General features: G+C 37.3%; 24 protein-coding genes. 3 read left to right on the top strand and 21 right to left on the bottom strand.

Annotated elements, in window-relative coordinates; translation table 11 throughout:
• Positions 1-633: 633 nt before the first annotated feature.
• The 3 genes from J7K40_14555 (at position 634) to J7K40_14545 (ending at position 3,988) form a co-directional block, all read left to right on the top strand.
• Positions 634-1,230 (top strand): TlpA family protein disulfide reductase, encoded by a 597-nt coding sequence (locus J7K40_14555; protein MCD6163619.1) that lies wholly within the window; start codon positions 634-636, stop codon positions 1,228-1,230.
• A gap of 17 nt (positions 1,231-1,247) precedes the next feature.
• The gene (locus J7K40_14550) at positions 1,248-2,762 is read left to right on the top strand and encodes a hypothetical protein (GenBank protein MCD6163618.1); all 1,515 of its coding nucleotides are present in this window, start codon (positions 1,248-1,250) and stop codon (positions 2,760-2,762) included.
• Positions 2,763-3,220: 458 nt separating this feature from the next.
• The gene (locus J7K40_14545) at positions 3,221-3,988 is read left to right on the top strand and encodes a response regulator (protein ID MCD6163617.1); all 768 of its coding nucleotides are present in this window, start codon (positions 3,221-3,223) and stop codon (positions 3,986-3,988) included.
• Between the two features lie 45 nt (positions 3,989-4,033).
• Here the strand turns inward: J7K40_14545 and J7K40_14540 are convergent, their stop codons facing one another.
• The 21 genes from J7K40_14540 to J7K40_14440 all read right to left on the bottom strand — a co-directional run bounded on the left by J7K40_14540 (position 4,034) and on the right by J7K40_14440 (position 26,265).
• A complete protein-coding gene (locus J7K40_14540) occupies positions 4,034-4,480 on the bottom strand; it encodes a DUF3795 domain-containing protein (protein ID MCD6163616.1) in 447 nt (148 codons plus the stop codon).
• 136 nt (positions 4,481-4,616) lie between these two features.
• Positions 4,617-5,069, bottom strand: coding sequence for a hypothetical protein (locus J7K40_14535; protein ID MCD6163615.1), 453 nt, complete (start codon positions 5,067-5,069; stop codon positions 4,617-4,619).
• Complete coding sequence (locus tag J7K40_14530; protein ID MCD6163614.1) at positions 5,066-5,650, bottom strand: hypothetical protein; 585 nt, start codon at positions 5,648-5,650, stop codon at positions 5,066-5,068. The genes J7K40_14535 and J7K40_14530 overlap by 4 nt, the downstream gene beginning before the upstream one ends.
• Positions 5,647-6,378: a TIGR04255 family protein gene (locus J7K40_14525; protein ID MCD6163613.1), complete on the bottom strand. Its 732-nt coding sequence runs from the start codon at positions 6,376-6,378 to the stop codon at positions 5,647-5,649. Before J7K40_14525 ends, J7K40_14530 begins: the two co-directional genes overlap by 4 nt.
• Before the next feature lie 62 nt (positions 6,379-6,440).
• Positions 6,441-7,439 (bottom strand): MoxR family ATPase, encoded by a 999-nt coding sequence (locus tag J7K40_14520; GenBank protein ID MCD6163612.1) that lies wholly within the window; start codon positions 7,437-7,439, stop codon positions 6,441-6,443.
• Between the two features lie 513 nt (positions 7,440-7,952).
• Positions 7,953-9,089 carry a hypothetical protein gene (locus J7K40_14515; protein ID MCD6163611.1) on the bottom strand — a complete coding sequence of 379 codons (1,137 nt, stop codon included), beginning with the start codon at positions 9,087-9,089 and terminating at the stop codon, positions 7,953-7,955.
• A 73-nt stretch (positions 9,090-9,162) separates the two neighbouring features.
• Positions 9,163-10,374 carry an oligosaccharide flippase family protein gene (locus J7K40_14510; protein MCD6163610.1) on the bottom strand — a complete coding sequence of 404 codons (1,212 nt, stop codon included), beginning with the start codon at positions 10,372-10,374 and terminating at the stop codon, positions 9,163-9,165.
• Positions 10,375-10,436: 62 nt separating this feature from the next.
• Positions 10,437-12,041, bottom strand: coding sequence for a hypothetical protein (locus tag J7K40_14505; protein ID MCD6163609.1), 1,605 nt, complete (start codon positions 12,039-12,041; stop codon positions 10,437-10,439).
• Between the two features lie 99 nt (positions 12,042-12,140).
• Positions 12,141-12,962, bottom strand: coding sequence for a class I SAM-dependent methyltransferase (locus J7K40_14500; protein MCD6163608.1), 822 nt, complete (start codon positions 12,960-12,962; stop codon positions 12,141-12,143).
• Entirely contained in the window at positions 12,959-14,161 is a 1,203-nt protein-coding gene (locus tag J7K40_14495) for a glycosyltransferase (GenBank protein MCD6163607.1), read from the bottom strand. Before J7K40_14495 ends, J7K40_14500 begins: the two co-directional genes overlap by 4 nt.
• Positions 14,158-15,222, bottom strand: coding sequence for a glycosyltransferase family 4 protein (locus J7K40_14490; protein MCD6163606.1), 1,065 nt, complete (start codon positions 15,220-15,222; stop codon positions 14,158-14,160). Before J7K40_14490 ends, J7K40_14495 begins: the two co-directional genes overlap by 4 nt.
• 20 nt (positions 15,223-15,242) lie before the next feature.
• Positions 15,243-16,247 carry a hypothetical protein gene (locus J7K40_14485; GenBank protein MCD6163605.1) on the bottom strand — a complete coding sequence of 335 codons (1,005 nt, stop codon included), beginning with the start codon at positions 16,245-16,247 and terminating at the stop codon, positions 15,243-15,245.
• Between the two features lie 10 nt (positions 16,248-16,257).
• Complete coding sequence (locus J7K40_14480) at positions 16,258-17,694, bottom strand: MBOAT family protein (protein MCD6163604.1); 1,437 nt, start codon at positions 17,692-17,694, stop codon at positions 16,258-16,260.
• Between the two features lie 96 nt (positions 17,695-17,790).
• Entirely contained in the window at positions 17,791-18,498 is a 708-nt protein-coding gene (locus J7K40_14475) for a pseudaminic acid biosynthesis-associated methylase (GenBank protein MCD6163603.1), read from the bottom strand.
• 105 nt (positions 18,499-18,603) lie between these two features.
• Positions 18,604-19,896, bottom strand: coding sequence for a hypothetical protein (locus tag J7K40_14470; protein ID MCD6163602.1), 1,293 nt, complete (start codon positions 19,894-19,896; stop codon positions 18,604-18,606).
• Positions 19,890-21,398 carry a hypothetical protein gene (locus J7K40_14465; protein ID MCD6163601.1) on the bottom strand — a complete coding sequence of 503 codons (1,509 nt, stop codon included), beginning with the start codon at positions 21,396-21,398 and terminating at the stop codon, positions 19,890-19,892. The genes J7K40_14470 and J7K40_14465 overlap by 7 nt, the downstream gene beginning before the upstream one ends.
• 78 nt (positions 21,399-21,476) lie before the next feature.
• On the bottom strand, positions 21,477-22,082 hold the full coding sequence (locus tag J7K40_14460) for a GNAT family N-acetyltransferase (GenBank protein ID MCD6163600.1): 606 nt from the start codon (positions 22,080-22,082) through the stop codon (positions 21,477-21,479).
• Between the two features lie 27 nt (positions 22,083-22,109).
• Entirely contained in the window at positions 22,110-23,462 is a 1,353-nt protein-coding gene (locus J7K40_14455; GenBank protein ID MCD6163599.1) for a DegT/DnrJ/EryC1/StrS family aminotransferase, read from the bottom strand.
• Positions 23,401-24,477, bottom strand: a complete 1,077-nt coding sequence (locus J7K40_14450) for a Gfo/Idh/MocA family oxidoreductase (GenBank protein ID MCD6163598.1) — start codon at positions 24,475-24,477, stop codon at positions 23,401-23,403. Before J7K40_14450 ends, J7K40_14455 begins: the two co-directional genes overlap by 62 nt.
• Positions 24,477-25,220 carry a glycosyltransferase family protein gene (locus tag J7K40_14445; protein ID MCD6163597.1) on the bottom strand — a complete coding sequence of 248 codons (744 nt, stop codon included), beginning with the start codon at positions 25,218-25,220 and terminating at the stop codon, positions 24,477-24,479. The genes J7K40_14450 and J7K40_14445 overlap by 1 nt, the downstream gene beginning before the upstream one ends.
• On the bottom strand, positions 25,198-26,265 hold the full coding sequence (locus J7K40_14440) for a hypothetical protein (protein ID MCD6163596.1): 1,068 nt from the start codon (positions 26,263-26,265) through the stop codon (positions 25,198-25,200). The genes J7K40_14445 and J7K40_14440 overlap by 23 nt, the downstream gene beginning before the upstream one ends.
• Position 26,266 lies beyond the last annotated feature (1 nt).

Below are 26,266 nucleotides of genomic sequence, written 5' to 3'. Positions count from 1 at the left end.
TTCCCAATCAAGTTGGGAATGACGCGGACGGTGTTGGGAATGACGCGGGCAGTGCTGGGAACGAAGCGGGCAGTGTTGGGAACGAAGCGGGCAGTGTGGGAATGACGCGGGCAGTGTGGGAATGACATGACATCATTATAGCATCCGCATAAGGCGGACAAAAGACCGGACAGTAGTGATAATATTTATACGTATAGTGAAATCGATTCATAGTAATTTAGGGTGGTTGGCGTACGTCCCCGTGCACCAACATTTCAATTCTGTTATTGGCGTACGTCCCCCTTGCGCACCAACATTTTATTATTCCTCTCTTGAGAGGGGCCAGGGGTGTGTTCTTAACGCTATCGGGTTCCGACTCACCGAAGAACCCGACCTGCGATAAACTTCCGGGAACTTACCGGCAAATCTGCCAGTTAAATCTTATAATCTATATGTCTACCTATAAATAGGTTGACAATTCGCCTTAATTTTATACATTGGATTAAGGATGGAACAGGAGAATAATTATGAAGGGTATTTCAATTTATACCTGATATAATATTAACTTAACGAAGTAATTGGCATTTATTTGTACAGATTAACCATTAACAATACTTTCACAGGTAAAATGACTACCTAAAACAGGAGTAGTAAGTGAGAATAAAAACATTAGCAATCATTGCAATCATTCTGTCATTAACAACATTAGCATTCGGTCAAACAAAGAAAGGTCAGAAGGCTCCTGATTTTACTCTTACCGATATGGATGGAAATAATATCACTTTGTCGGATGTGGTTGGTAATGGGCCGGTTTATATAAATTTCTGGGCGACCTGGTGCGCTCCATGCAAGAAAGAAATACCGGAACTTATCAAGCTTTATGATGAATACAAAGACCGCGGATTCAAGATTTTAGGCATTACCGTTGATAATGCCCGTACTCTTGGCAAGGTTAAATCATTTGTTGAAAGCCATAACATGGATTTTACAATTCTATTAGACAGCGATAGCGAGGTTTTCAGAAGGAAATTTAAAGGCAGAGGCATCCCCTTCGGCTTCCTGCTTGATAACGAGGGGAGAATTATTCATATAGTCAGAGGATACATTCCCAGCCTGGTCAGTACATTGACAGCTAAAATGAAGCCGTTTTTATTATCAGATGATGAGAATCCGCCGGAGGATGATTCGATAGAAGATAATTCGCCAAAGGAAGAGCCTGCCCCTGAATCAACAACACCCTCTGAAGAATAATCCGGGAAACGCTGAGGATGAATAGATATTGGGTATTCTTTTTAGCGTCAGTCATATTAGCATTAGCATATGTTCCCGAGCTTTTAGCTCAGGGTGATGACTGGTATGTTTCCGCCTCGAATTATGGCCGTTATTATTATTATGAAGACACAAAATCGGATTCAGCCGCGGATAGATTTCAATTTGATATTTACATGGGGCAATTCTATGCCGGCGGCTGGTATGAAATGAAGCATGTATTTGTCAGGGATACTTTATCTTCACTTAAAGTAACATCAAACAAACTGACCCGCCGTTATTTTGGATGGGAAGATGATGGTTTAAATATCCAAGTTGGTAATTTCTATCAGGTTTTTGATAGAGGCTTAATTTTAAATACATATCGCGAGGATGAAACAAGCACGGATTTGGTTCTTGACGGCATTAAAATAAACTGGCGGAAAAAATATTTCGATTTGGATGTTATTTCAACTATACAAGGAATTGGCGACTCAGTATTCTATATGCTTGGCGATCCGGTAGCAGGGAATATTTTACGCGGCGCGCGGGTTAAGTTTAAGCCATTGAATCAATTTCATATAGGCGGGGCATATTTAAGCTACATTGAAAATATGCCAAACAGGATTTCTTTTATTCCTAAACAGATGCGATCCAATTTAGACCAAATAAATGCCCGGGTAAACCTGGATTACATGGACGCTTATGTAGAATATGCCAGAAGAAAAAGCAACTTGGACGACCCTACTCGAATATTAAGCAAAGGCGGCGATGGAACTTATGTTAATATCACTGCTTTCTATTCATATTTTACCGGTATGTTCGAATATAAGAATTATAAGAATCTAACATGTCCTATTCTAACGACAGCAAGCGATAATATTATATTGAATATGCCTCCGGCAGTTAACCGACAAGATAGGCTAATCCAATCAGAGGGATTACATCAACTGCCATTGAACTATATCACTGGCGAACGGGGGTATCGCGGTAATTTATCTATATCCTGGTCTGATTATTGGGGCTTCGAATTCGACTATGCAAAATCATACAGCCGTGATTCTATCAGTTATTATATTTATGAGTATTATGCCGGAGTTAGAGGAAATTATTTTGAAGACAATACATTTTCGGCAAGCCTTGATTTTTTTGAATTTACTAAAAAAGATGAGACCAAATCCGAATTTGAAATAAATTACTTTTTTAGCGATATCCATTTAATAGAACTGCATACGCACATGATAGATTACGAACCGATTGATTCATCATCGTATAGCGAGAAATTCATTGATATTACATATTCAAAGGCGCAGGATTTTCATCTTACCATTGGGGGAAGTTTATCGGATAACGAGAATTCTGATGATTCCAAAAGACTGACATATATGGAATTCACCTATACATTTGGCAATGGCAATCACGATCTGGTTCTTTTCAGGGGTGGTCAGCGCGGCGGACTGGTTTGCGCAGGCGGGGCTTGCAAGGTTGTACCGTCGTTTGAGGGTTTTCGGGTTTCTTTGCTTAGTAGATTTTAGAGCAAGGACTATTCGCAAGCTAGCTATCGGGGTTGTTTATTCATGCCCCGCTGATTATGGAATTTCTTAACCGTGTAATACGGTGATAAATATTCTCGATACATCATTTGCTTTAATTTCGATTCCCACTCTAACCAGTAAGCTTTTACTTTCCCCGAAAGTAGTGAAGGCTGCCAGAGATTACTTCAAAAAAATGAAATTGTAAACTTTACTAAATATTATTGATATACAATTCTTTATGGCAGGATTTATTTGATTTTGTAAATCAGGCCTTGATTTATTTATATAACTATAAGTTATACAGTTGATTATGCGGATTTTATAGGGTTAAGCCTGTTGCAATTTGTATAAATTATAATAAATGCAGAGATTCTATGTGTTGTCTTCTTTATTGTTAGGAAAATTTGCCGATTAATATTTTATGAGGGATATTATTACTCCTAAAAAGGATAGAAAAATTGCTCAATATATTAGTTGTTCAAAGCGATTCAGTGATTTCATCTGAAATAACCGCTTTCCTAAATAGAAATAAATTTAACTGCCAAAGCATAATATCAGTTAACAAAGCTATCATGCTGTTAAAAGACGATTCATCATTTGATCTTATTATTGTTGACGTTAATTTACCAAATATTCCCGGAACCGAACTTATAAAATATGTGAAACAAAAGAAGAATCTTAGCACAATTCCGATTATTGCAACATCCCCCTCAGGCAAAAGCGATAATGTTGTCAACTATATGAAATTGGGTGCCTGTGAAACGATCAGTATGCCATATGATGAAAAAACATTTATAGCGAAGATTGATAAAGCGCTTAAATCAGGCAGAAAATCAATCCTTATAGTTGATGATGATCAGGATATTTTAGATATACTGAAATACACCTTAGAACTGGAAGGATATAAAATCTATACAGCTGTCACCGCCGAAGACGCAATGCACTTAATTAGCGAAAATAACATTCGTGCTGTCGTATCGGATATTTTACTGCCGGGAATGTCCGGCTTTGATTTCATGGTTTTTATTAAAAAAGAATATGTGCATGTTCCGGTGATACTTATTACGGGGCATAGCGGCAAAATTACGCCTGAAAAGATACTTTCTCATGGAGCGGATGGTTATTTTCAAAAGCCCTTTAAAAATACTGAACTTCTCAGAAACTTAGAACGAGTTTTAATTCGCTATAATCACATAACAGAAGAAACTCCGCAAGCAGAAAACTAAAATATATTATATACTGACGTTTATTTTAGCTGATAATATAACTTGTTACCAGTGTTTCTTCCCTGCGAGGAACTCATTAACACCTTTTCTTTTGATTTTTCGCAGGTTTTTAATGTGGCCATCCTTATGAGCCGGCTTTAGAAAATCAAGTTTTTCACATGTCTCGAATTCATCGCATTCCCAGCAGCCATCGATGCCTTTTTTCTGACAGCATTTTCTTATCTTACAGAACGGCGGACCGCCGCCGCCTTTGCAGGCTTTCTTGCAGCGCATTTTCACCATCGCCCCCAAAACATCATAGCATTGCGGATAGTTTTCATACACCTTAAAGAAAGAAATCGAGGAAAGGAATTCGGCGGTTCTATCAAATTTCGATTGCCGCAGTTCTTTTCTAAGGTCTCTGGCTAAATCGGCCATCATGCCTTTATAGGCAAAGCAATCGCCGCAATACAGTCCGCAGTAGGCGATTAATTGTTTGTCGTCTTTGGGCATTGGATTGACTCCATTTTTTTTGAGCTGTTAATTATGATATTAGCTATTGGTATGATATCTGATTTTTATTGGTATTGCAAGCAAGGATTTGGGGAATGTATTATCTTTGCCTGCGGTCGAAACATGATTTATAATCTTATTTTAGCAATGAATTCAAATTTACTGATGCTTTGCCACTTTTAAATAGTTCTAAACTTGAGATTATTTTTTCTGAATTTTCTATTGTATCTCTTAGTTTACTTTCTATATTTTCAATTTCTTTGCTTTTGTAATCTGCGTCTACTCTTTTTGATAGTAAATTACTTAATTTCGTACCACTGGTCATAATATCTTTTACATTTGTAGTTTTCATTAAAATTGGAATAATCCCATGGTCTTGCTTCTTATATTTCTTTTTTATGGAGTATAATTTTTTTGATCCAAAATCAATAGCGCAATGTTTTTCTAGACAAAGTCTTGTAATATTATAGGTTGCATAATAAGCACGACTTATTGCTGATCTATATTTTGCAAATGTTAGATCTTTATTTATTTCTTCACCGGCTATTTCTTTTGCGTATAATAAATAATCATACCAATTAAAAGTCATCTATAACCCACTTCAAATATCAAACCTGATATCTCCGGATCTAAAAAATCAACATTTTCATAAAACCATTCTGTTTCAAATTTTTCAATCCTATCGAATGCGTCTGTTACTGAAGATTTTGTAATCACCTTGATTTGGATATACTCTGAGTCAGTTTCCTCTGGATCGTTGAAAGTTTCTAGAACCAAATCATCATCATAAAAAAAATATTTTAATAAATTTATAGGTATTTTTTCCAGCGTATCAATAAGCATAGACTTGTTTTGTAAAAACCTGACAATAGAATCACTATCAGCAAATTGATATAATGTTTTTAAATTATCTACGCGTCTATCTTGTTCATATATATATGAACAACTTGGTAGTTTTTGAGAATTTTTTTTAAGTGCATTTATTAAAGACGGGACTTCTTTATCGTATTGTTGCGCTCTAATAGTTCTTAATTTATAATTGAAAATACTTGGAGTAAGTTCAATCCAAAAATGGGCAGATGGCAACCCCTCTTCTGGAGTTATTATTGGCAAACCTTTATCTTCCCATTCATAGCTGTCTCCCCATATATTTGAAGTAATAGTACTCATTTTTTCAGTTTACCTATTAAATTATCTGTTAAACAATTGAAAAAAGCTGTTTCAATTTCAGTATGAGCATTTTTAACCCATTTAAGTGTGTTACTAATATTTATATTATCTAATTTAATTGTACTGTATTCTAAGTCAAGGAGAAATGCAACCTTAAATCCTTTGAAAGGACTAGTATTAGCTAAAGTAATTCTAAGTAGATCATTATCTTTGTTTCTCCTAAATTCCGAACCAAGAATAAATCGTCCATCAATTGTCCCTAATTTTTCATTAAATTCAGGTTTGAAAAGAAAATAATCATCAAAATCGATTTGCTCTTTTTTGAAGTTAATTTTATTAATATATTTAAGACTAATCGTTTTAATATCTTTCAATTTGGCTATTTTTATATAACTACTATATGCTTTTTTTATTACAGGTAAAAATTCTTCCCAAGTTTGATATGGCTTAAGTCTATTAATGGCCAAAATATTCGATCCAATTTGTATTAGTGTTTTTTCATCATCGCTGAAAAATTGCTGTAATCTATATTCTTTAATATTATGTTCAATTCCACTTTCTGACTTATTAATTATTACTTCTTGATATGATCTTGGCTTTTTTTTAATATACTCTTTCCCAATTTCATTATGAAAATCGCCATAGATAGTCAAATCCTCAGAAGAATCTTTAAATTTAAACTCACAAATAACTTCAACTATTGGTGAGTTCTTTAGCTTTACTCCCATAATTCGACTCCTTTTATTAAACACAATTTATATAATTTGATTCGGAAAATAAAGCTAAATCTTTACTCCCCCACATCTGCCAGCAATTTATCCACAATATCCAGCGCCGTTATGCCCTCTGCCTCGGCGGCAAATGACGCAACTATCCGGTGACGCAATACCGGCTTGGCTACTGCCTTCACATCATCAATAGAGGGTGTGGTGCGGCCATGCAAAATAGAGCGTGTCTTGGCGCCCAAAATCAGATACTGCGAGGCTCGCGGACCGGCTCCCCAGCTAACCCAGTTCTTTATATAATCAGGCGCGCCGGTATCATCGCCGGTGCGAGTGGCGCGGGCAAGCCTGACAGCATACGCGATAACATGGTCGCTGGCCGGCACCCGACGGACTAAATCCTGAAGCTGAATAATCTCATCCTTTTTCATGACAACATCAACATCCGAAATATAAGCTGAGGTTGTAGTTCGAACTATCTCGTTTTCCTCCTCCTCGTTGGGATAATCTACGAAGATATTAAACATAAAACGGTCAAGCTGCGCCTCCGGCAAGGGATATGTGCCCTCAAGCTCGATAGGATTCTGGGTTGCCAGCACAAAGAACGGCTGTTCAAGAGTAAATGTCTGACCGCCGGTAGTAACCTCGTTTTCCTGCATCGCCTGAAGGAGCGCGGCTTGAGTTTTCGGCGGGGTGCGGTTTATCTCATCAGCCAACACAATATTAGCAAATACCGGACCTTTGACAAATCGGAACTCGCGCGCGCCGGTTGTCTTGTTCTCCTCGATAATCTCGGTGCCGGTTATATCTGATGGCATCAAATCGGGAGTGAATTGAACACGTGAAAATTTCAAGTCGAGCGTTTTCGACAGCGAGGATATCATCAGTGTTTTCGCCAATCCCGGAACGCCAATTAACAAGCAATGCCCGCGAGCTAAAATTGCGATAAGAAGTTCTTCGATTACTCTATCCTGGCCAATAATAACTTTGCCAAGTTCTTTTTTAATTCGGTTAAAGCCTTCCTGTAATCTCTCAACAGCGGCAAGATCGCCTTTATCGGATACCATTCTTCCTCCAGTTATCTATCTAATCAAATTCATAACAATTACCTTATGCAAACTCTCTAATCCGGCAGAATTAAAACCGGATTTTCATCAAGTTGCGCATTCTAAATATCACTATTCTTATTATACGCAATTATAGCCGATGCAGGTAGTATTTTTATATTTTCTTCAATATTAAACCAGATTTTGCAGCCGTGTCTGCCGACAGGCAGGTTGAAATTTATTATAGCAGTAACCATTATGCAAGATATTGCGATAAATCGACTTAATGATATCGATAAATCAAAGACAATTTCACAGAAAAGTGAATAAGGGGACGTATCCGTCTGAGGAGAACGCCCCTGCACATCAGATTGTCGACAAAGTAATAACGTCATTCTTGTTGCCAAGCACGGATGTATCACTACAACAATACACCTCGTCTGAGGCTGTCTGGCTTATGATGCTGCTTGGAAAGAAGAGGGCGTATGCCAAACTCCCCTACGCGCTAATGGGCGATAATATAGCGGTTATTGATTATACGGGATTATCGATCTTTGTTTTTTCTTTTCCGATGTTTCTATCTAAAACTCGGTTAAACAGAGGAATTGTCTTTAATTCTTCACGGAAGCTTTCATAGGATTCCTTTTCAATTCCGGAGGTTCTCTTTTTAATATATTCGATAAGTATAATTGCCAGCAGTACACCCATAAGCGATACTACCAATGCCAGCGTTGTTATCAATCGCCGCTTTGGTCCTGATTTTATAAGCGGCAGAGAAGGAGAGTCGAGGATGCGCACAATAGGAATATTTTTTTGAACATCTAAGTTCGCAATCTGATACTCCTGCGAAAGGTAAATATACTTTTGTGTTTTTATCTCGATATCACGCTTCAAACGAGAAATCATCATGTCAACTTCAGGATGAGCGCTTTTATACCAATCGCGGTTTGCTTTCTGAAATTCTTCTAGTTTCGTTTCGGCTAAGGCAAGTTCATTTTTACTTTCGTCAAGCTGACTGCTTAAATATTCTGCATTTTCTTTTGCTTTTAATTTGTTGCGGTGCAGATTAAAATAGTTAAGTTCGCTTAAGTATTCACTAACGATAGCTTGCGATAATCCCGGATATTTCGTCTCAACCGAAACATAAATAATACCGGTTTTTTTATCTGTGCTTATGCATGTAATATTTGCCAGAGCCTGTTTTAACAACTCTGGGTTTGTGATGCTAAAATAGTCCGCCAAACTTATGTTCATCTTTTTAGAACCGTCATTAAATTCAAATTGCTTTTGGGAAACCTTGCCGAGAATTAATTGAGATCTCAGGATATCCGGGAACAATTCGGATGAGTTTTCATCTTTGCCGGAAATACTGCCGAATCCGGCGATGTCTTTTAGCATAGACATTTTATCTTGCGGGCCGGATGGCATAATCGAGGCTGTTGATATGTATTTGCTCGGCAATTGGAAAACTATTACAACAGTAAAAACCATTATGAGCCCGACAACTGAAGCTATCCACTTTTTCCTATTCAAAAAGAGGCTGGCAAGATCGAATATATTTATCTCCATCTCGCTAATATTGCTGTCTTCAATCGAGCGACTATCATAATAGCCTGCTTCGCTATTATACTTATTCTTATAAATAAGTTTCCCTTTACTCTTTTTCTCCATAATATTTTTCTAATTCAACTCCAATCATATCTTTAATCGGCAGCTTAGGGAGTATTGTAAAGTAAATACTTGCCTAATTAGTATGATGCACCTGCAATGATTTTTCTGATTTTGATTGCTGAGATATCTTTAACTCTGACTGCTGAGATTTTTCTAATTTAAAAACTGCGGTAATGACCAGTATTAACCCTATCGTGAAAGATATTATAAGAGAATATCCTATTCCCATAAGTCCGAACCTGGGAACTAATATCTGATTTATAAATATATAGAATATAAGAACACTTACCCATATCATACCGATAATCTTTGTGCGATTATACACTGCAAAAACCATCGCAAAAATTGCCGTTAGGCTGATTAGTATGTTAACGATTACCAGCAGCAGCATCAATTCATAAGAAGCGATATATTTCTCGGTGCTGACAAAAGCGATAAAGTATTTTCCAAACAAACAGAGAATAATAAAAATCGGAACAGCCATAGCCAAATAGATAGAAATAAACATCCATAATGTTTTCTTTACGCCGGCAAACTGCGCCTTTAGTTTGCTGCGCTTAATATACTGCCCGTATATATTTTCCAAAATTACAATGGGGATAGTAGAGACTATCGCGATTTTTTGAGCAACGCTGTAGTAGGCAACCGCCTCAAAACCATTATACAGTTTAATCATAAACGGAACAAGCGACCTTACTATCATATCAGAAAAGGCAAAAGGTATTAGAGGTAGTCCAATTAGTAAATATTTTTTCACTATTTTAAAATTGTACTTCGATAGCTTTATATAATCTCTCATTAAAAAAATGCCGAACGACGCCGCCAGGCTTTCCGCTATTAAAAAAGCATACATTACGCTGTAAATATTGCCCGACAACACATAACAGCTAATAGATATGGAAGCTATAATTAATATGCTCTCAACAAGTAAAAACAAAACCTGCTTTTTTAAAAACAACAATGCCTTGGAAAATCCGAAAACCATATTATTTAGTGTTTGAAATAATAAAACGGCGCCTAATAGACCTATAACCGGCAAGCTGAATATTTGCTTTAGATACATATATACGGCAAATCCTGTATACACTGTTATAGTGAACGCAATTTTAGTAATTCCAACTGAGAATATGTCTTTCTTCTGTTCGCCAGGTTCTTTACCGGTAAGGACAACCAAAGATGCATACATTAGATTAAATGATGAAAACATCAAAATTAACACCGACATGCTTAAAAATAATGACCAGACGCCGTAGGTTTCTACAGGCAGGTATTTTGATAATATCATAACCTGTGTAAAGCTTAGCACAAACCTAATTGCCGGAATCAAGGCTGATAATGATAAATGGCTTATAAGAGTTTTGCTGAAATTTTGTCCCATTGCTTGTATATTTTTTTTGTTAATGATTCAAATTCAAATTCGGTATTCGAATTGACTTTTTGTTTGCTTAATTTTGTAATAATGGCAGCATCAAATTTAAAACGTTCCCTTAATAGCTCTTCTAATACATATCTAGGTTGGAATAGATTTTTTAATTCTTTCTGGTATCTCATCTTCAAGTATACAATTCTGGCATCCACAAAAGGATGAACCGGATTATGGCTGTATGCCCGGCACGATTCTACAAAGGAGATATTATCAGGTCCTTGAAGATATGTCATTAATTTAAAGTACATTCGCGCCGTTTCAGATTCACGATTAAGGCAATTTAAAGTATCTTCAGCGATTTGGGAAAGATAGTTTTGGTATTCCAAATATCTCTTATCGGTATGAATAAACGGCAGATAGCCTTGAGGGTCAAGCATACCCACCCAGTAATCTGAATTCGTTGTCGGAATCTTGAAGCCAATGTTTGTATTCCATTTAATGTGATAAAGCTGTTTTGCCGCCGCAGACATTAATGACTTAATAACCATCGAGCGTTTGAAGTATATTTCTGAGGTGAAAATTCTCTGAATAAAATTACCGACAGTTTTACTTGAGGGACCCCAGCAATAAATATTATCCGATGATTGTCCATTGATAATATTGCATGAGCCATATTTTTCATATAATTTACTAACGGCATATTCTATATTTATGGAGAAAGCTCTGTCGAAAGGATGCCGTCTTACCGGTTTATCTAAAAGGTTCAGATTGTCGGTTAGAGGCGTTTCTATTATTTCAAGCTTCATGTTAAGTATTTTCGCAATCGCCGCAGCTTTTAATTTATCGATGATATTACTCTTAGTGCAGGGAATATATTTGATAAATACCGGAGTAAACAGGATGTTCTTATTTTGCATAGAGACAGCTAAGTAAGTGGAATCAATTCCTCCTGAAAAGAATAGGATATTTTTGTATTCAGCCTGAATAGTTCTACGAATGTTTTCAGATATTAACTCGAAATTTTTATCTCTATAATAGCTGTCATTATAAGATTTTGTAATGCCTTTCTTAAAGTATATTTCTTTGTTTAATCCCTTAGCGCTTATTGTATAGATTGAAGCAGGCGGCATTTTATCAACATGCTTTATAAAAGTGCGGCCTCCGGTTGTATAATGATGCCTTGAAAAGTAGTACTTTTCATTTTTATCAATAACCAGCTTGCCATGCTCATCTTTGACTTTATTAACGATCATCTGCCAGTTATCAGAAATAAATAAGCTGGTTTTGTTCTCATAATAGTATATTCTGAAATTGCCAAAAATATCATTGGCAAGATACTTAATACCGGCAGCTTTATCTTCGACAACAGCTATGAAAAAGCCGCTAATGTTGTTTAGAAGCTCAATGAATTTCTGCTTATCAAATCGCGAAAATTCAAACGCCTTTACAGTATCAAGATTATAGATATTGCCGTAGAATTGAACATCGCAAGCATCATCAGAATAACCGAATATCGGCATCTGCGATAGGTGAATTTCAAGCGCAATTTTCAAATCTATACTTTTTACTTCTGTTATAATCGGCATTTTATTTTGCTCACTACTTTCGCCAACAATATCACGAACTCAGATTTCATTTTAAACCTTTCTTTGACTCATCAAAAGCAATTAAATTGGCTAAACTATTTATTCCTGAACAGCTTCTTGCTTTGTATTGATACTATCGAGATTGACAGGATCAGATACATGACTATTTTTAAACACTATTATCTGCTGATTTTTCCATGACGGTACAAACGCTGTTGCAGCTGAAAATAGTTTTTGCGTTAACTTCGTATAAAAATCTGATGGGTCATGAGTAAAGAAATTTTCATACCGGTGAAAGATACAATTCAAGCCGCATTTATTGCCCATCTCGTAAAGCTCTTGGCGCGTATATTCTCTGAAATGCCCGGGGTTATTATTAAAGAACCTTATTTTTTCGTAGGGATTAAATCCCAAACCCATTTTTAGTCTCTTGTGGATGGCGGCTGCATTTGGCGTTGAACAGATTAATATGCCATCCGGCTTAAGCAGGTACTTTAAAAATAATAATGAGTACTCAGGCGCTTCATTCAAATGTTCGATTACCTCGGAATAGATAATAATATCATAATTTTTGCCGTTCGGCCAGAGGGTTGTATCGCTGGCTTTTTTAAGGTCAAACACAATATGTTCAAGATTGCATTCGTCAAGCTCCCGGTGTCCGCCGTCATCCGCCAAGTCGAAACCAAGTGTGGTTGTATTATTATAATATTCCGCCAGCATTTGCGAGAAATGACTTCTTCCCACATCAAGCACATCAATGGATTTGTCGGGTTTAAGGAAAGTGCAAAGGTCATATAAGTACTGCCAGCGCTTCATCATTACTTTTTTATACCGCTTAGACATCTCGTCGCCGCAAGTAATAATTTTTTCACTGTCAACCCATTCGTTAATTAACTTTTTGTATATTTTTATTTTATTCATAAAGCAGATATATCCTTCAACTTTTCAGATGCTGTTTCAGTGTTATTCATTCTTTTTAAGGCAAGACTCCGAATTTCGGGTTTCGTTTGTTTATAAAAGTGCGATTCGATTTTCTCATCAACAAATTGTTTAAAATTAGTTCGAAATTTATCAACCGAAAATTGCTGAGCGTTAAGTGAACAGTTGTGTGGATCGATTGAATGTTCCATCTTCTCAAATTCTTTAACGGCTTTGATTATGCAATTAGGGTTATTCTCATCAAAGAATAAGCCGGTTTTGCCCTTTTTAACAATTTCTAATGAGCCGCCTTTGCCATAAGCTATAACCGGCGTACCGCAAGCCTGAGCCTCAACTGTCGATATGCCGAACGGCTCGATTGAAGCGGTAATTAATGCTTTGGCTTTAGCCATATATTCAGCAACAACCCGGCTATTCTGATTGCCTAAAAGCTCAATATTTTTCCCGGCAAACACCTTCAACTTAGCCATTTCCGACCCTTCACCTAAGATAATAAGCCTTCTTTTCGGCATCATTGTGAAAGCGCGAACGATTAAGTCCATATTTTTTATAGGAACAAGGCGGCCTACTGCAAGGTAGTAATCATCCTTTACAGTTTCAAGCTTGAATTCATTAGTAGCAACCGGCGGATAAATAACGGTCGATTCACGGCCATAAATTTTCTTTATTGATTTAGCCATATATTCCGAATTGGCGATATAATAATCAACCCGATTGGTAGTTGAAATATCCCATTGCCGGATATAATGAAGAATAATTTTTGCCAACCATCCTTTAGTTCCCTTATCCAGTTTTGCATCCTTTAAATAGTAGTGATACAAATCCCAGGCGTAATTCATTAATCCGTTAAAATAGCTTATATGAAGTTGATTAGTTCCGGTCAGTACGCCTTTAGCCACTGCATGCGATGATGAAATAACAACATCGTATTCGGATAGGTCAAATTTTTCGATAGCCATAGGGAAAAACAGCAGGTAGTTCGGATATTTCTTTTCGATAAATGGAAATCGCTGAAGAAATGATGTAGTTATATCGATGTATTCAAATACCGAACCCCGCAAGTTTTGCCTGTTTACCGCAAGAGAATGAATCGGCGACGGAAACAGCTTATAGATTTCGGCAAACACTTTCTCCGCTCCGCCAAGAGTCATCATCCAATCATGCACAAGCGCTGTTTTCATACGTTTGCTGCCTCATCTATCATATCGGCAAATATACTGGCTGTTTTCTGCCAACCGAATTTTTTAATATGTTCAAGACCGGAACTGACCAGCCGGTTTCTCAAGATATCATCATTTAACAATCTATTAATATTATCGGCAATATCCTCAATCTTATAAGGGTCGCAAAACAAAGCTGCATCACCACAAATCTCAGGCAGGGAACTAGTATTCGAAACAAGACAGGGACACCCGCAAGCCATCGCCTCAAGGGGAGGTATGCCGAAACCCTCATACAAGGAGGGAAATACGAACAAACAGGCGTTTTTATATAAACCGATTAATTCATCATCCGACACATTACCAGCAAATATTATCTGATTGTTCGATTGAATCATGGTTTTTAATTTGGGATTATTAACATGTTTGCTTTCGCAGCCGACCATTACCAGCTTAGTATTCATTAAATTCAACTTATTAAATGCGGATACAATTCCTTCAAAATTTTTACGCGGACTAAATGAAGATATAGCCAGAATATACTTGCCGTATTTATTTGGAATAGAGTTATTGATTGATTTTAAGAATTTATCGGAAACGGCGCATTTAATCACTTCAATTTTGACGCCAGGCACATTCAGACGCTTAATAATATCATTTTTTGAATATTCACTGACGGTTATTACTTTCACTGAATTTTTCGCGATTCTCGGAATAAGAAATTTGTAGAAATAATAAAACCTCTTTGAATACCACTGCGGGTGCTTTAGAAAAGCCACATCATGAATAGTAACAATTTTATTTTTATAGAATAAAGGGGCGGTATTCGCTAAGTTTAAAAGCAGACAGTTATTTTTACTTTTTAAATATCTTGGCAGTTCAAACTGTTCCCATAGGTGTCCGGAAAACATCCCGTACTTTTCAGCATCAAGTTTATCAGCAATTTCTTTATGGATTACATTTCCGGGAGTAACGAATTTAATATCTTCATACATCTTTTTCAGATATAAAGAAATCTCTATGGCGGCTCTTTGCACTCCAGTTATATTATTTGTTAAGAAACGGGCATTAACAACCAGCACAGTACAATTACCTCATTAGTTTATTTTAATTGAGGGTCGTTTAACACAATAGGATAATCAAAAACATTCGCTTTTAGATATTTCATGTAATCGTCAAGGTTCTCTTTAGTAACCCGATAACGTTTTCTGAGTTTTGGCGATTGGAGAATATTAATCTCTATTTCAGCGGCTTTATTAATATGATGTGTCGGGTTGCGAAAGTTATTCAGGTTTTCGGAAACACCCTCAACATACATCAGACAATACACCTCATCAATTATATTTAACACGCTCGACAATTGCGACCTTACTGATTCATAATCTACGTTTTGTAAAAAATATCTGCTAAAAATAGATTTGAAATATATGATTTCAACATTTTGCTCTTTACAGAAGCTATCGATTTTTGCTAAAAATTCAAAAGCCTTATCCGATACGGTAAACCTTATTTTTTCATCATATACAATATTATTATAAGCTACCGGCCTTACATAAACAAATTCTCCATTGTCGGTAATCTCAGTAGTATTATTGCCGAGAATGTTTTTCAGTATGTTATCAACAGACCTTAGTAATTTTTTCTTATTCAAATTGTTTGCGGTCTGATAGATAAAATCAATTTTAGAGTTAAAATTAATATCCGCATAATCGCTTATTTTATCTTCAAATATATGGTAGTCTATCAGGTAATAAATTTTATCGATATTCAATATTTGCCGTTTATCGAGATTAGCTAAAAAATAATATACATCCGCAGGGTTGCCATAAACCGAGGTTGACATATTCAAAGTCGGATGATTTAGAATCTCGCTTGAGATTGTAGATGAGTGCGATGTGCCAAACACCAAAATGTAGTTTTCATGGCTAAGTTTCTGATACATCTTAAAAGGAACCGTATAATAGGATTGAAAATATATTTTCGTGTTTGTTAGTCCATACTCGCGATACGGATCGACTGCTATATTCACTATTATGAATATAAAAACGTACATTACAATCGATACTATCGGGATTAATATAAGGAAACGTTTATATGTTTTAAGCAATTGCTTACTCCTAAAAATTAAAGTATAGAAATTCCGATATATTGCTGTTTAAAAAAATGAATCCGCTGACGATGAGAAAAGCCACACACATCAGATAGCGGAAATTCAAGTTTAACCTTAGTTCATTGCTGTTTTTGAAGCGGATTGAAACAATAAGCGCAATGATCAAAACAGTAATACTGAATACTGTTTCTATTGTCTTTTCAAAATTCAGCGCTTTCAACTCATAAAGAATAGAGGCAGAATTTATTGTGTTGAATGCAAACATACCCTTAAAAACTTTGACGGCATCCTTAAAAGAAGTTGCTCGGAAAAATACCCAGGCAAAGTGAACAAACATAAATGTTATGAACCACGCCACAGATTTAGGCAGGCGTATTCCATAGCTTTGCCAGAACTTGTGAATAGTGGTTCCGAAACCGTGCATAGCACCCCAGACTACAAAAGTCCAGCCGGCTCCATGCCATAGCCCGCCAAGCAGGAAAGTTGTGAATAGATTTATATACGTTCTTATATTGCCTTTTCTATTGCCGCCAAGGGAGATATACAAATAATCGCGCAGCCATCGGCTTAAGGTCATATGCCATCTACGCCAAAAATCCTGGATGTTTAAAGCCTTGTATGGCGAGTTGAAATTTAAAGGCAGGACTATGTTAAACATAAAAGCTGTGCCAATAGCCATATCGGTATAGCCGGAAAAGTCGAAATACAGCTGGCAGGTATAGCTCAATGATGATACCCAGGCTTGGGCAAATGTTAGTACGGCAGCATTGTCAAAACCATTTGAAGCCGCAACAGCTAAGGTATCAGCTATTACAACTTTTTTAAACAGGCCTAAAAAGAATATAAATATTCCTGTTGACATGTTTTTATAGTTAATGGATTTATTCTCTGTCGTCCCAAACTGGGGCATCATTTCCTTATGATGAACAATTGGGCCTGAAATTAATTGAGGGAAAAACGATACGAATAATGCAAAATTAATGAAATCATACTTACTGGATCTATCCTTATAGTTATCAACCAAATATGCGATTTGCTGAAAGGTAAAGAAGCTGATTGCCAGCGGCAGCACTAGTCTTAACAGATGTATATCGGCGCCGAAAATAAAATTGGCGTTTGTTATAAAAAAGTCGGCATACTTGTAGTAGCCCAGCAAACTTAGATTAAATACTATTCCGCTAACTAAAATACTCTTCCTTGATACCAGCCAATGACGAGCCTGATAATCATCTTTTGACAGCGCCCCGCCTATGAAATAATTTACAAGCATCGAGGCGAGTATAAGCGGCAGATATATGGGATTCCAATAGGAATAAAAAAACAGGGAGGCAAGAACAAGCCAAACTTTTCCGGTAAAGATTAGATTCCTATTGTTTAAAAGGAAATATACTGCCAGAACAACCGGTAAAAACAAAAATATGTAAACGTACGAATTAAAAAGCATCCACACTCCATAAATACTAATTATATCTTTTTATGAATCGACAACTCGATTATATTTCTTTATAGCTATCAAATATAATTCGGTTAATGTTTCTTTTTATTTGAAACACTTACAAAACACTGTTTTAATGCTGTCTTTACCGCTCCCTGAATTTATTTTTTTTTGCTGTTTTTCTAATAGAAACCAGTTCTCATCCCCGCAGCTAAAGTTGTTGTCGCGGCGGTAGTTAAATCCGTAATCTATCAACCTGAGATCGCCATATTTATCCATCATCTCGCCGGCAAAATCGCGTTTGAACAGTCTATCGGGATGACCGCAATAATTGATTTCAACAGGAGTGGGGTTATAGTATTCAACCATACAGATGCAGCGGCTTGACGTTCTGTACATTAAATCATAAACTACCGGAAGCATCCTTGGATTTATATGAATTAACACTCCTTTTGTAAAAACAAAACTACGCTGAAAATCAACATCGTATTCCAGTATGGATTGGGCATAAGTTTTTACGCCCTCAATTATTTTAAGCTGGTCAACCGCTTTTGGATTTATCTCGATTGCGGAAAGGTCCATATTCGGGAAAAGTCTTTTAATAGCGATAAGATTTAATCCGATATTAGCGCCAAATTCAATAATCGATTTTACAGAATTAGTGCTGGATAGTATTCTGGAAAATGTAGCAGTATTGGCTGCAATGATTGATTCATCGCAGTTTCGGTCAATATAATTATTGCCAAATTCTCCCGACCAGAAATTTTCCTGTTCAGTTTTAAATTCAGTAGCCGCCTGTTTCCTCCCTGAAATATTTTTAATGATCTATTGAGTGTTAATATTAAAAAACCGATTTTTTATCCTCCTAAGAAATTATTTTTATCTTATCCCGGTTAGGAATAAATTTTCAGGTTTAAATTACGCCCATTGCATTTGCTTGCACGTACCGATTTGCGCATGGCTTCGCTCTTTAAGAAACTCATACCATGTCAAAGCCGCTAAAAACCAGATATGAAAACAATAAAATTCCGTTACACTGATATAGGTCATCATCATTAATACAATATTTGAAACCAACAGACCTTTTTTATAATCAGAATCGTATTTCAATTTGGTCAACGGATATGTAAAAAAGGCGGTATATGCCAAAAACCCAACCAAGCCTATATTTACCAGCAAAGTACTGAAACCATCTACTGATCTAATATATCCAAATCCATAGCCAAATAGAAAATGGGATACATCAGAATTAAAAAAGAAAGCTAGCGAATTGTATAGGTTTTCAAATCTATTAATACCCGACACATGCTGTAAACTCAGCTTGAGATAAGTGAACCTGTAAAAATCATATATTATCGAAATGTCAACTATTGATATAAAAGCGATGACCGCCGTCAGAATAATGCCAAGTTTAATAATTTTTCTGAATAGTACAGCTTCAATTATCGCAAATATTAGAATTCCGATTACAACCCCTGTGGATGTCGAAAGAAGCGCCGCAATTAATAGAAGGATATATATCTTATCTTTCATATAGTAAAACAATATTGCAAAAGGCAGAACCGAAAAGCCAAATACCGATGGTTCACTCGTTAGTGATTTTATTCTCGGAATAATAATTCCGCCAAGCGTTATTAGCTGAGTTTTACTGTATTCATAATCAACGCCGGTAATCCGATTTGAAATGACATCGATACTGTGTCCGGTTATAAAATACCCGATGTATTCAACAAATCCATAAATGACGAATATAATTATACCCAGCCTGGCGATTTTTATTATCATTTCAGCGCTGTTGGCGGTCTGCATATGCTTCAATAGATAAAGGAAAAATATTACGCATGTTAATAAATACATGCTTTGAGTGAGCATGCTGTTTCGGAAAATACTTACCGATGGATTTTCAGGAGATAGCAATATTGCAGTTGGGAATTTGTAAAAGACCGGCTGGTAAATGGCGTTGAAAAGCTGTGCCAGCAGCTGCCATAAAATAAAACTGAACAAAAACACGATTATATATGAAAATATATTTAGAGTTTTTCTATTAAGCATTTTTCTTACCAAGTCTAATGAGAATTGCGCAAGAATAAATACATACGGCAGAAGCAGACCTTTGATTGCAGTTGATATCACAAATGACTGAATCAGCATAGTAATAATCGCCACGTAAAGAAAGAAATATCTTCGATAGTTAAATATATGCTTCAACATTTAGAGACCGCCGCGCTGTGATATTTGCTGTTATCTAATTGTATATCTACCTTAGCAGTACTGCGCACCTTAAGGCGTTGCATATCAGTTGACTGCTTTTCCAATACAACATTCATAGCTTGCGCCACACGTTTGATATTTTCAGGATATATGCATTCCGGATTGCTTATAGAATCGCTGACTATTCCCTCAAATGACTGGGCAATAAGCCAGGCTAAAAATTTTATATTATTCTGCCGCCTGCTTTCGGCATCGCATTTTCTTTTATCGCTAAGACAATTAAATATATCGCCGAATGATTCCCGATACGGATTTATGCCATTGACTGTCAGTATCGGTCCGAAATACATATTGGCAACAGACATTGCCGGTCTGCCAAAAAGAGCGGCTTCATAAGCAATGGTACCCGAAACTGAAATCACTAAGTCGGCATGCTTGATAAGTCGATGGCTGTCGACAAAGGGATCAATCAATCGAACGCCGGGAATACTTTTGATTGTCTTATAGAACCGGAGCGGTCGTTCTCCTATACAACTGCGATGATCCTTAACATAGAAATCATGCGTAGATGGAACCGAACGCGCTATGGACTTGATTAATTCAACCTGATTGGAAAAGAAAGCGCCCTGAACATCAATCGATGATTCCGGCTGCTGATGAAGCGCATATAATACATACGGCCGAGCAGGGGGAAGCGATATATCCTCGAAAGGTTTTGTATACTTAAACCATCGATATTTAATCACATTCGATAAACGGATTACTGCGAGAGGAAAAGATGGTATTCGCATCTGTTCATATTTATCTTCATTGTTCCGTTGAAGGTTTTTAAAATATTTTTTAAGCCAGTTTAAATAAGGTCGGGGCGGCTTGTTTCCTTTATACCAGTAGTAAGGTTTGACATTATTATTCAAGTAATAATCTAAGAACTCTTCAGCTTTTTTCATATCTTTTTCATCCGATTTGCGAATAAATGCTACCGAAGACTGCCTGTAGCTCTCAAAGAAACAAAATCGATTGCTGGGAATCCTGGTCGTTGAGGGACAATAACATTTACCCCCGATGCTCCTACAGATTAAAATTGCTAATAGTTCCAAAGCCCAGGTTGCCTCTGAAAATAAAGTCTTGATTTTATTCTCTATCATAAAGCGCCGAAATTCTCGCGCGGCAACATACAAGCAGACGCGCATTTGGGGATACAGTTTGGATATTGAATAACGGTCCATTAATAGCAAGTTGTTTATAGTTTCCTCGCTTTGCATTTCCAGCCTATTCAATTCGAGCTCTTCTTCGGGACTCAGTGATTTTTTACCTGTCCACTCAGGGCCATATTCCGACAGGTTAAGAATTTTTGATTTTGAAACTCCATGTTTTCTAAGCCACTTTGACCAGGTGTTGCTGCTAGAAATCCAGAATATATCATGACCCATTTTATTCAGCTGTATAGATGCCGCATGAAAAAACTCAGTCTTAAGATCATTTATGAAAAAAGCAGCATTCACCTGTTGTTCCCCTTTGATTGTTGGTATAATTGATTTGATACTATGCAAGCATTCAATCTACCAACATCTATATAAACATCAATCATTCCCATATCGCTTAAGAGCGTTTATAAAATCCTTTTTAAGCAAGCCGATACGATAACAATCAATGTATTTGCCATTCTTATAAACATGCTCAATCCATCTGCCCTCATCGACAAAGCCAAATATCTCTATCAACATATTCACCCACGACCTAAGCATTTCCAGCGAGCCGCCGTAAATTTTATGAAGATTCAGCGCAAAAAATCCATGTTCAAAAAGCAGTTTTAGCGCTTCGGTTGAATATTTCCGGCGCCGATAGTTGCTATCGCCGATTACAATCGAAAACTCCGCATTGCGATTTATAACATTTATGCTGCTCAAACTTACTACGCCAATTAGCTTATTCTCATCCTTATCCACAATACCAAGCTGAAGTTTATTTGTATCGGAAATCATCTGCTTGTAAAATGCCATCTGCTGCTGACGGGTGTTAGGGAAATAGTGTTTCTGAAGAGTCTGGCAGGTAAGCTCATCATTAAACCAATCATACCAGCTTGAGTCTAAAACATCATCCTCTGTAAGCGAGCGAAGGTTGACATGTTTGCCTGATAAGAATACATCTGATTTTCTGTTGTTATAATATTTCATGTCAAGCGACATTTAATCATCCTTTTTAAATTCGGACTGTTAATTCAAAACCAGCTTTTGATAATTCTTTTTACCTAATACCGGTTCTGATGCCAGTTTTTTACGATTCTCCCATACTTTCATAAATGCCGCTATTACATCATCAAGGTCAGCCCGTGAAAATGAGGCATGCATAAGATCATGATAAAACAATTCCTTTTCGTGCATTCTTTCAGCTGTCGGACATATCCCTTTGGAATAATCTATTTTTCCTTTGTAATGCGGCCCTTTAAATGGAAAACCGCTGCTGCCATAAGCAATCTTATTCTGAAAAATTGGCTGTAGATACAAAGGCTTAACATAACCACAGGAAATCAAAACGCCTTCTTTTTCTCTGAGTTCGCTTGTCGGCAGTTCAGCTTTTACGGCATCGATAAATACATTTCGAGAAACGCCAGCGGTTTCCTCTTTGAACTTCAGGGGCTGAACATAATAGGCATGCTCGCAATGCTCTCTAATCCGAGTGTGTTCTATAGCTTCTATCTCAGCGAATCTTTCATTCAAATAGCGGCAATTATCCTGTCGTCTTTTCATTAAGCTATTCAATTTTTTCAACTGACAGCGAGCAACCGCGGCTTCCATTTCGGTCATCCTGTAATTAAAGCCGACCATGTTTGTCAAATCGGCAGTTCCTTTGGCTTCAACCACTGCTTCGGCATGATTGCGAATCAAGCGCACTTTATCAGCTAAGTCGTCATTATCAGTAACTATCATACCGCCTTCACCGCAATGAATATGTTTATGATAATTCAGCGAATGGACTCCTATGTCCCCCAGCGTTCCGGCAAATTTATTGTTATATCGCGCATTAGGCGCCTGCGCACAATCCTCAATCACAATAAGACCATGCTTTTCAGCTATCGAATTAATTCTACCGGCATCGTATGGCTGACCAAAAATATCTACAACTAAGATTGCCTTTGTTCGCTCGGTGATTTTAGACTCAACCGAATCAGGATCGAGACAATAATAATCTTCCTCTATATCGGCAAACACCGGTACAGCGCCATAGATAAGCGGAGCTGTTGCCGAACAGCTCATCGAGTAAGGCGATACGATTATTTCATCGCCCGGCGCAACTCCGGCGGCGCCAACTGCGCAATAAAGCCCGGAGGTGCAGGAATTAACAGCTATGGCATGCTTAACACTGAAATGTTGTGCCCATTCTTTCTCAAGGCTCTGAACTTGCGGCCCTCCATAGAAATCGGCATGCCAACAACCGAGGTAGCGGGATAAAATTCCCGAATTTAAAACCTCCATCACCGCCTGTTTTTCTTCCTCGCCTATTACTTTATAAGCTGGAAATGGTTTCTTGCGGACTTTCTGTCCGCCATGAATCGCCAACATACTCATTATCCTTAGCCTTTCCAATTTGCTCAAATGATGTTGTAACCGCACCTGACATTAAATTGTTTTTCAAAATTAATAGTTTCTCGCTTAATGCCAGATGGCTTTCAAATATTTCATTATTTTTCAGATGTTTATCTTCAAGCAGTTGCCTGCCTATTTCGATTGTATGCAGCATGCTTGTATTCAGGCTGTCTTCAATTTTAAAAGCCGGATAAAGAAAACTATAGCCTTTATAAAACGCCGCTTCTTTTGGCTTATGTATTTCAAGCCGATGGCCTGAGTTGCCAATTCTTATTCGTCCATTCTCAAAGAGAATATCCATCTCAAACAAACTATATCCGTATGTAACCAAATTGGTAATATGTCCGACGCATTGTTGTGTCTCAATAAAATAGCAGCCGTATAGGTCATCATCGATTACAGCACTATCATTTGCGGTTACTTTTTTTATACTGCCAAACAGTCTTTCAATCAATTCCAGCATATGACATCCATTATGGTAAAGCCCTTTGGTGAATGCCGCATTGAAAGCTATCGTCTTGCCCAATTCATTTCCGATTATCATATCAGCCAATTTCTGAAATCCCGGATCGTATCTTCTTGAATAATTTATTAACAATATTTTCTCCGGATGCATTTTGATGATATTTTTTATTGTATCTAATTCATCCAGTGTCGATACGAATGGTTTTTCACAGATTACCAAACGAACCGATTCTTTCGTTAAAACCTTGTACAGTATTTCGGCATGCGTTTCCGTTGAGGATGCTATAGAGACCACATCAATATTCTCGTTTCTTAAAAGCTCTTCAACATCAGAATATGCTCTAATATGCTTGCCCCATTTCATTTTGAAATTAACGATAGATTGACTGTTTATATCGCAGCAGCAGGAAATATCAAAATGTTTATGGGCATGATATGCATGGGCATGACTGATAATGTTTTCGTCCTCGGGGGAATCACACATGCTGCCAATCATGCCGCAGCCGATTATTGCCGCTTTATAATGCGTCATTATCCTTCCTCTGCCGTTTTTTGTCTTACATGCCGGTTTATAGTCATTAATTCGGGGTTATCCTTTATGAATTTAACAATATCCTTTGCATAAAATATCGAACTTTCATTATAAAGAAATGTATATATCTTTTGAATAAGTTTATAATCCTCTTTAGTATCAAGCGTAATTCGGATATCCGGTCCGAAAACTTCAGGGTTTGCAGTGATGCCGTTAAGCCTGAACAACTTTGGATTGCAGTAAATAAAATAGGATACATGCACATGATCGATAGGGTCATCGGTTAGCCTCGAAACCTCTTCTAACACTTTAGTTGGAAATACCTGCACATCCAGACCTACAGGAAATGTTCGCTGATTTAGAAAATTGGATGTGTGATCATAGCTCCCCGAACAATGAGCTGTGACTACCTGGTCTATAATCAGCGGGTCTATTAAAGGACAATCGCCGGTGAGTTCGCATATCAAGTCCGCTTTTGCATTCCGGGCGGTATTAAGCACACGATTTAAAACATCCTCCTCGCTGCCGCGGTAATAACCAACACCAAGCCGGCCGCATAGCTCGACTATTGGATCGTCAGTTTTATTCACTGTAGTCGCAACAACGATTTCATCAATATAACGCGCATACTTTACTCGCTCGATCATGCGTTCCAAAGCCGGTTTCTTCAGCAAAGGCATCAATACTTTGCCTGGCAGCCTCGAGGAAGTCATTCTGGCTTCAATTGTGGCTACAACTCTCATTGTTTATCTCCTTTAAACCGTTAAGCATCTTTGATAAATTATATTCCTCATAGAAAGACAGCCTGCTGTGATGATTCCAGCATGGTATGGATTTAATTCCTTTCATATCTTTTAAGCTATGCACACAGCATTCTGGCGGAAGAGGCAATACGCATTTCTGGTCTGCGGGTATATATGAGACTACGCGTTTCCCCAGTAAATGCGCTATCATTAATGCCATACTGTTTATACCGATAACACAGCGCGCGTTTCTGATGCTTTCATTTAGTGGCCGTTTTTTCGGATGTTCAACAACGCTGATTATTTCAGGATATCGTTGCTGCAGATAATCGTATTTCCCTAATGCCTCAGCCGGGTGAAGCCTTATTACAACCCGCTCAACATCAAGCTTGCCTGATATGAGTTTGAAATTGTTCAACACATCCTCAATCACATCAGTTTGAGTATACCCAAGCTGTAGGGGGTCATCTTGTTTCAGGTCGGCTCTGTGTTCTTCAATTGCTTCGGAAATAAACAATAGAATTTTACTGTCGGTTGACACTGCAGTAATGTCATCATGTTGGGTCAGTATTTTTTCTATGTAATAGTTTTTTATTTTCAGAAGATTAAATACTTTCAAGCTGTCAGCTATTTGGAAAGCATAACTGTCGGAGACCGCTGTAAAATCCGGCAAATATTCCTTCCAGCCGGTATTAGGAAAATCAAACCGTTCCTGATAATTAACCCAGTGATCGAGAAACGAAATCGAGCATACATCCCGCTTTTTAGCTTCTTTGATATATGGAAGTTCATATTTATTCAAACTCGTGCCGCAAAATAGAATATCCGGTTCAAACGATTCAAATGCGGAAGCTGCGCTCTTTTCGGGTTGAGCAATCAAGCGCAACATACCCTTTTTAATAAATATGGAATTAGCAGGGGAATCATCACGGGCGACCACCTGCCATTTATAGTTGCCTAACTCGGCTGCTGTCATTGATGACAACAATTCCGCTCCGCCTGCATCATGAGCGGCAATTAATATTTTTACATTCTTTTGCTTCATT

Source organism: Candidatus Zixiibacteriota bacterium, assembly GCA_021159005.1.
Lineage (GTDB): Bacteria > Zixibacteria > MSB-5A5 > UBA10806 > 4484-95 > JAGGSN01.
Note: the sequence above shows the minus strand (reverse complement) of the source record. Positions and strands in the feature narration are given on the sequence as shown.

Excerpts from the sequence above, each read along its gene's own strand:
- J7K40_14470 (MCD6163602.1), bottom strand. The coding sequence starts at position 19,896 with ATGTTGAAGCATATATTTAACTATCGAAGATATTTCTTTCTTTACGTG.
- J7K40_14450 (MCD6163598.1), bottom strand. The coding sequence starts at position 24,477 with ATGACGCATTATAAAGCGGCAATAATCGGCTGCGGCATGATTGGCAGC.
- J7K40_14440 (MCD6163596.1), bottom strand. The coding sequence starts at position 26,265 with ATGAAGCAAAAGAATGTAAAAATATTAATTGCCGCTCATGATGCAGGC.
- J7K40_14500 (MCD6163608.1), bottom strand. The coding sequence starts at position 12,962 with ATGAATAAAATAAAAATATACAAAAAGTTAATTAACGAATGGGTTGAC.
- J7K40_14460 (MCD6163600.1), bottom strand. The coding sequence starts at position 22,082 with ATGTCGCTTGACATGAAATATTATAACAACAGAAAATCAGATGTATTC.
- J7K40_14520 (MCD6163612.1), bottom strand. The coding sequence starts at position 7,439 with ATGGTATCCGATAAAGGCGATCTTGCCGCTGTTGAGAGATTACAGGAA.
- J7K40_14445 (MCD6163597.1), bottom strand. The coding sequence starts at position 25,220 with ATGAGAGTTGTAGCCACAATTGAAGCCAGAATGACTTCCTCGAGGCTG.
- J7K40_14495 (MCD6163607.1), bottom strand. The coding sequence starts at position 14,161 with ATGAAAACAGCGCTTGTGCATGATTGGATGATGACTCTTGGCGGAGCG.
- J7K40_14540 (MCD6163616.1), bottom strand. The coding sequence starts at position 4,480 with ATGCCCAAAGACGACAAACAATTAATCGCCTACTGCGGACTGTATTGC.
- J7K40_14480 (MCD6163604.1), bottom strand. The coding sequence starts at position 17,694 with ATGCTTTTTAATTCGTACGTTTACATATTTTTGTTTTTACCGGTTGTT.
- J7K40_14510 (MCD6163610.1), bottom strand. The coding sequence starts at position 10,374 with ATGATATTATCAAAATACCTGCCTGTAGAAACCTACGGCGTCTGGTCA.
- J7K40_14525 (MCD6163613.1), bottom strand. The coding sequence starts at position 6,378 with ATGGGAGTAAAGCTAAAGAACTCACCAATAGTTGAAGTTATTTGTGAG.
- J7K40_14530 (MCD6163614.1), bottom strand. The coding sequence starts at position 5,650 with ATGAGTACTATTACTTCAAATATATGGGGAGACAGCTATGAATGGGAA.
- J7K40_14505 (MCD6163609.1), bottom strand. The coding sequence starts at position 12,041 with ATGCCGATTATAACAGAAGTAAAAAGTATAGATTTGAAAATTGCGCTT.
- J7K40_14515 (MCD6163611.1), bottom strand. The coding sequence starts at position 9,089 with ATGGAGAAAAAGAGTAAAGGGAAACTTATTTATAAGAATAAGTATAAT.
- J7K40_14535 (MCD6163615.1), bottom strand. The coding sequence starts at position 5,069 with ATGACTTTTAATTGGTATGATTATTTATTATACGCAAAAGAAATAGCC.
- J7K40_14455 (MCD6163599.1), bottom strand. The coding sequence starts at position 23,462 with ATGAGTATGTTGGCGATTCATGGCGGACAGAAAGTCCGCAAGAAACCA.
- J7K40_14550 (MCD6163618.1), top strand. The coding sequence starts at position 1,248 with ATGAATAGATATTGGGTATTCTTTTTAGCGTCAGTCATATTAGCATTA.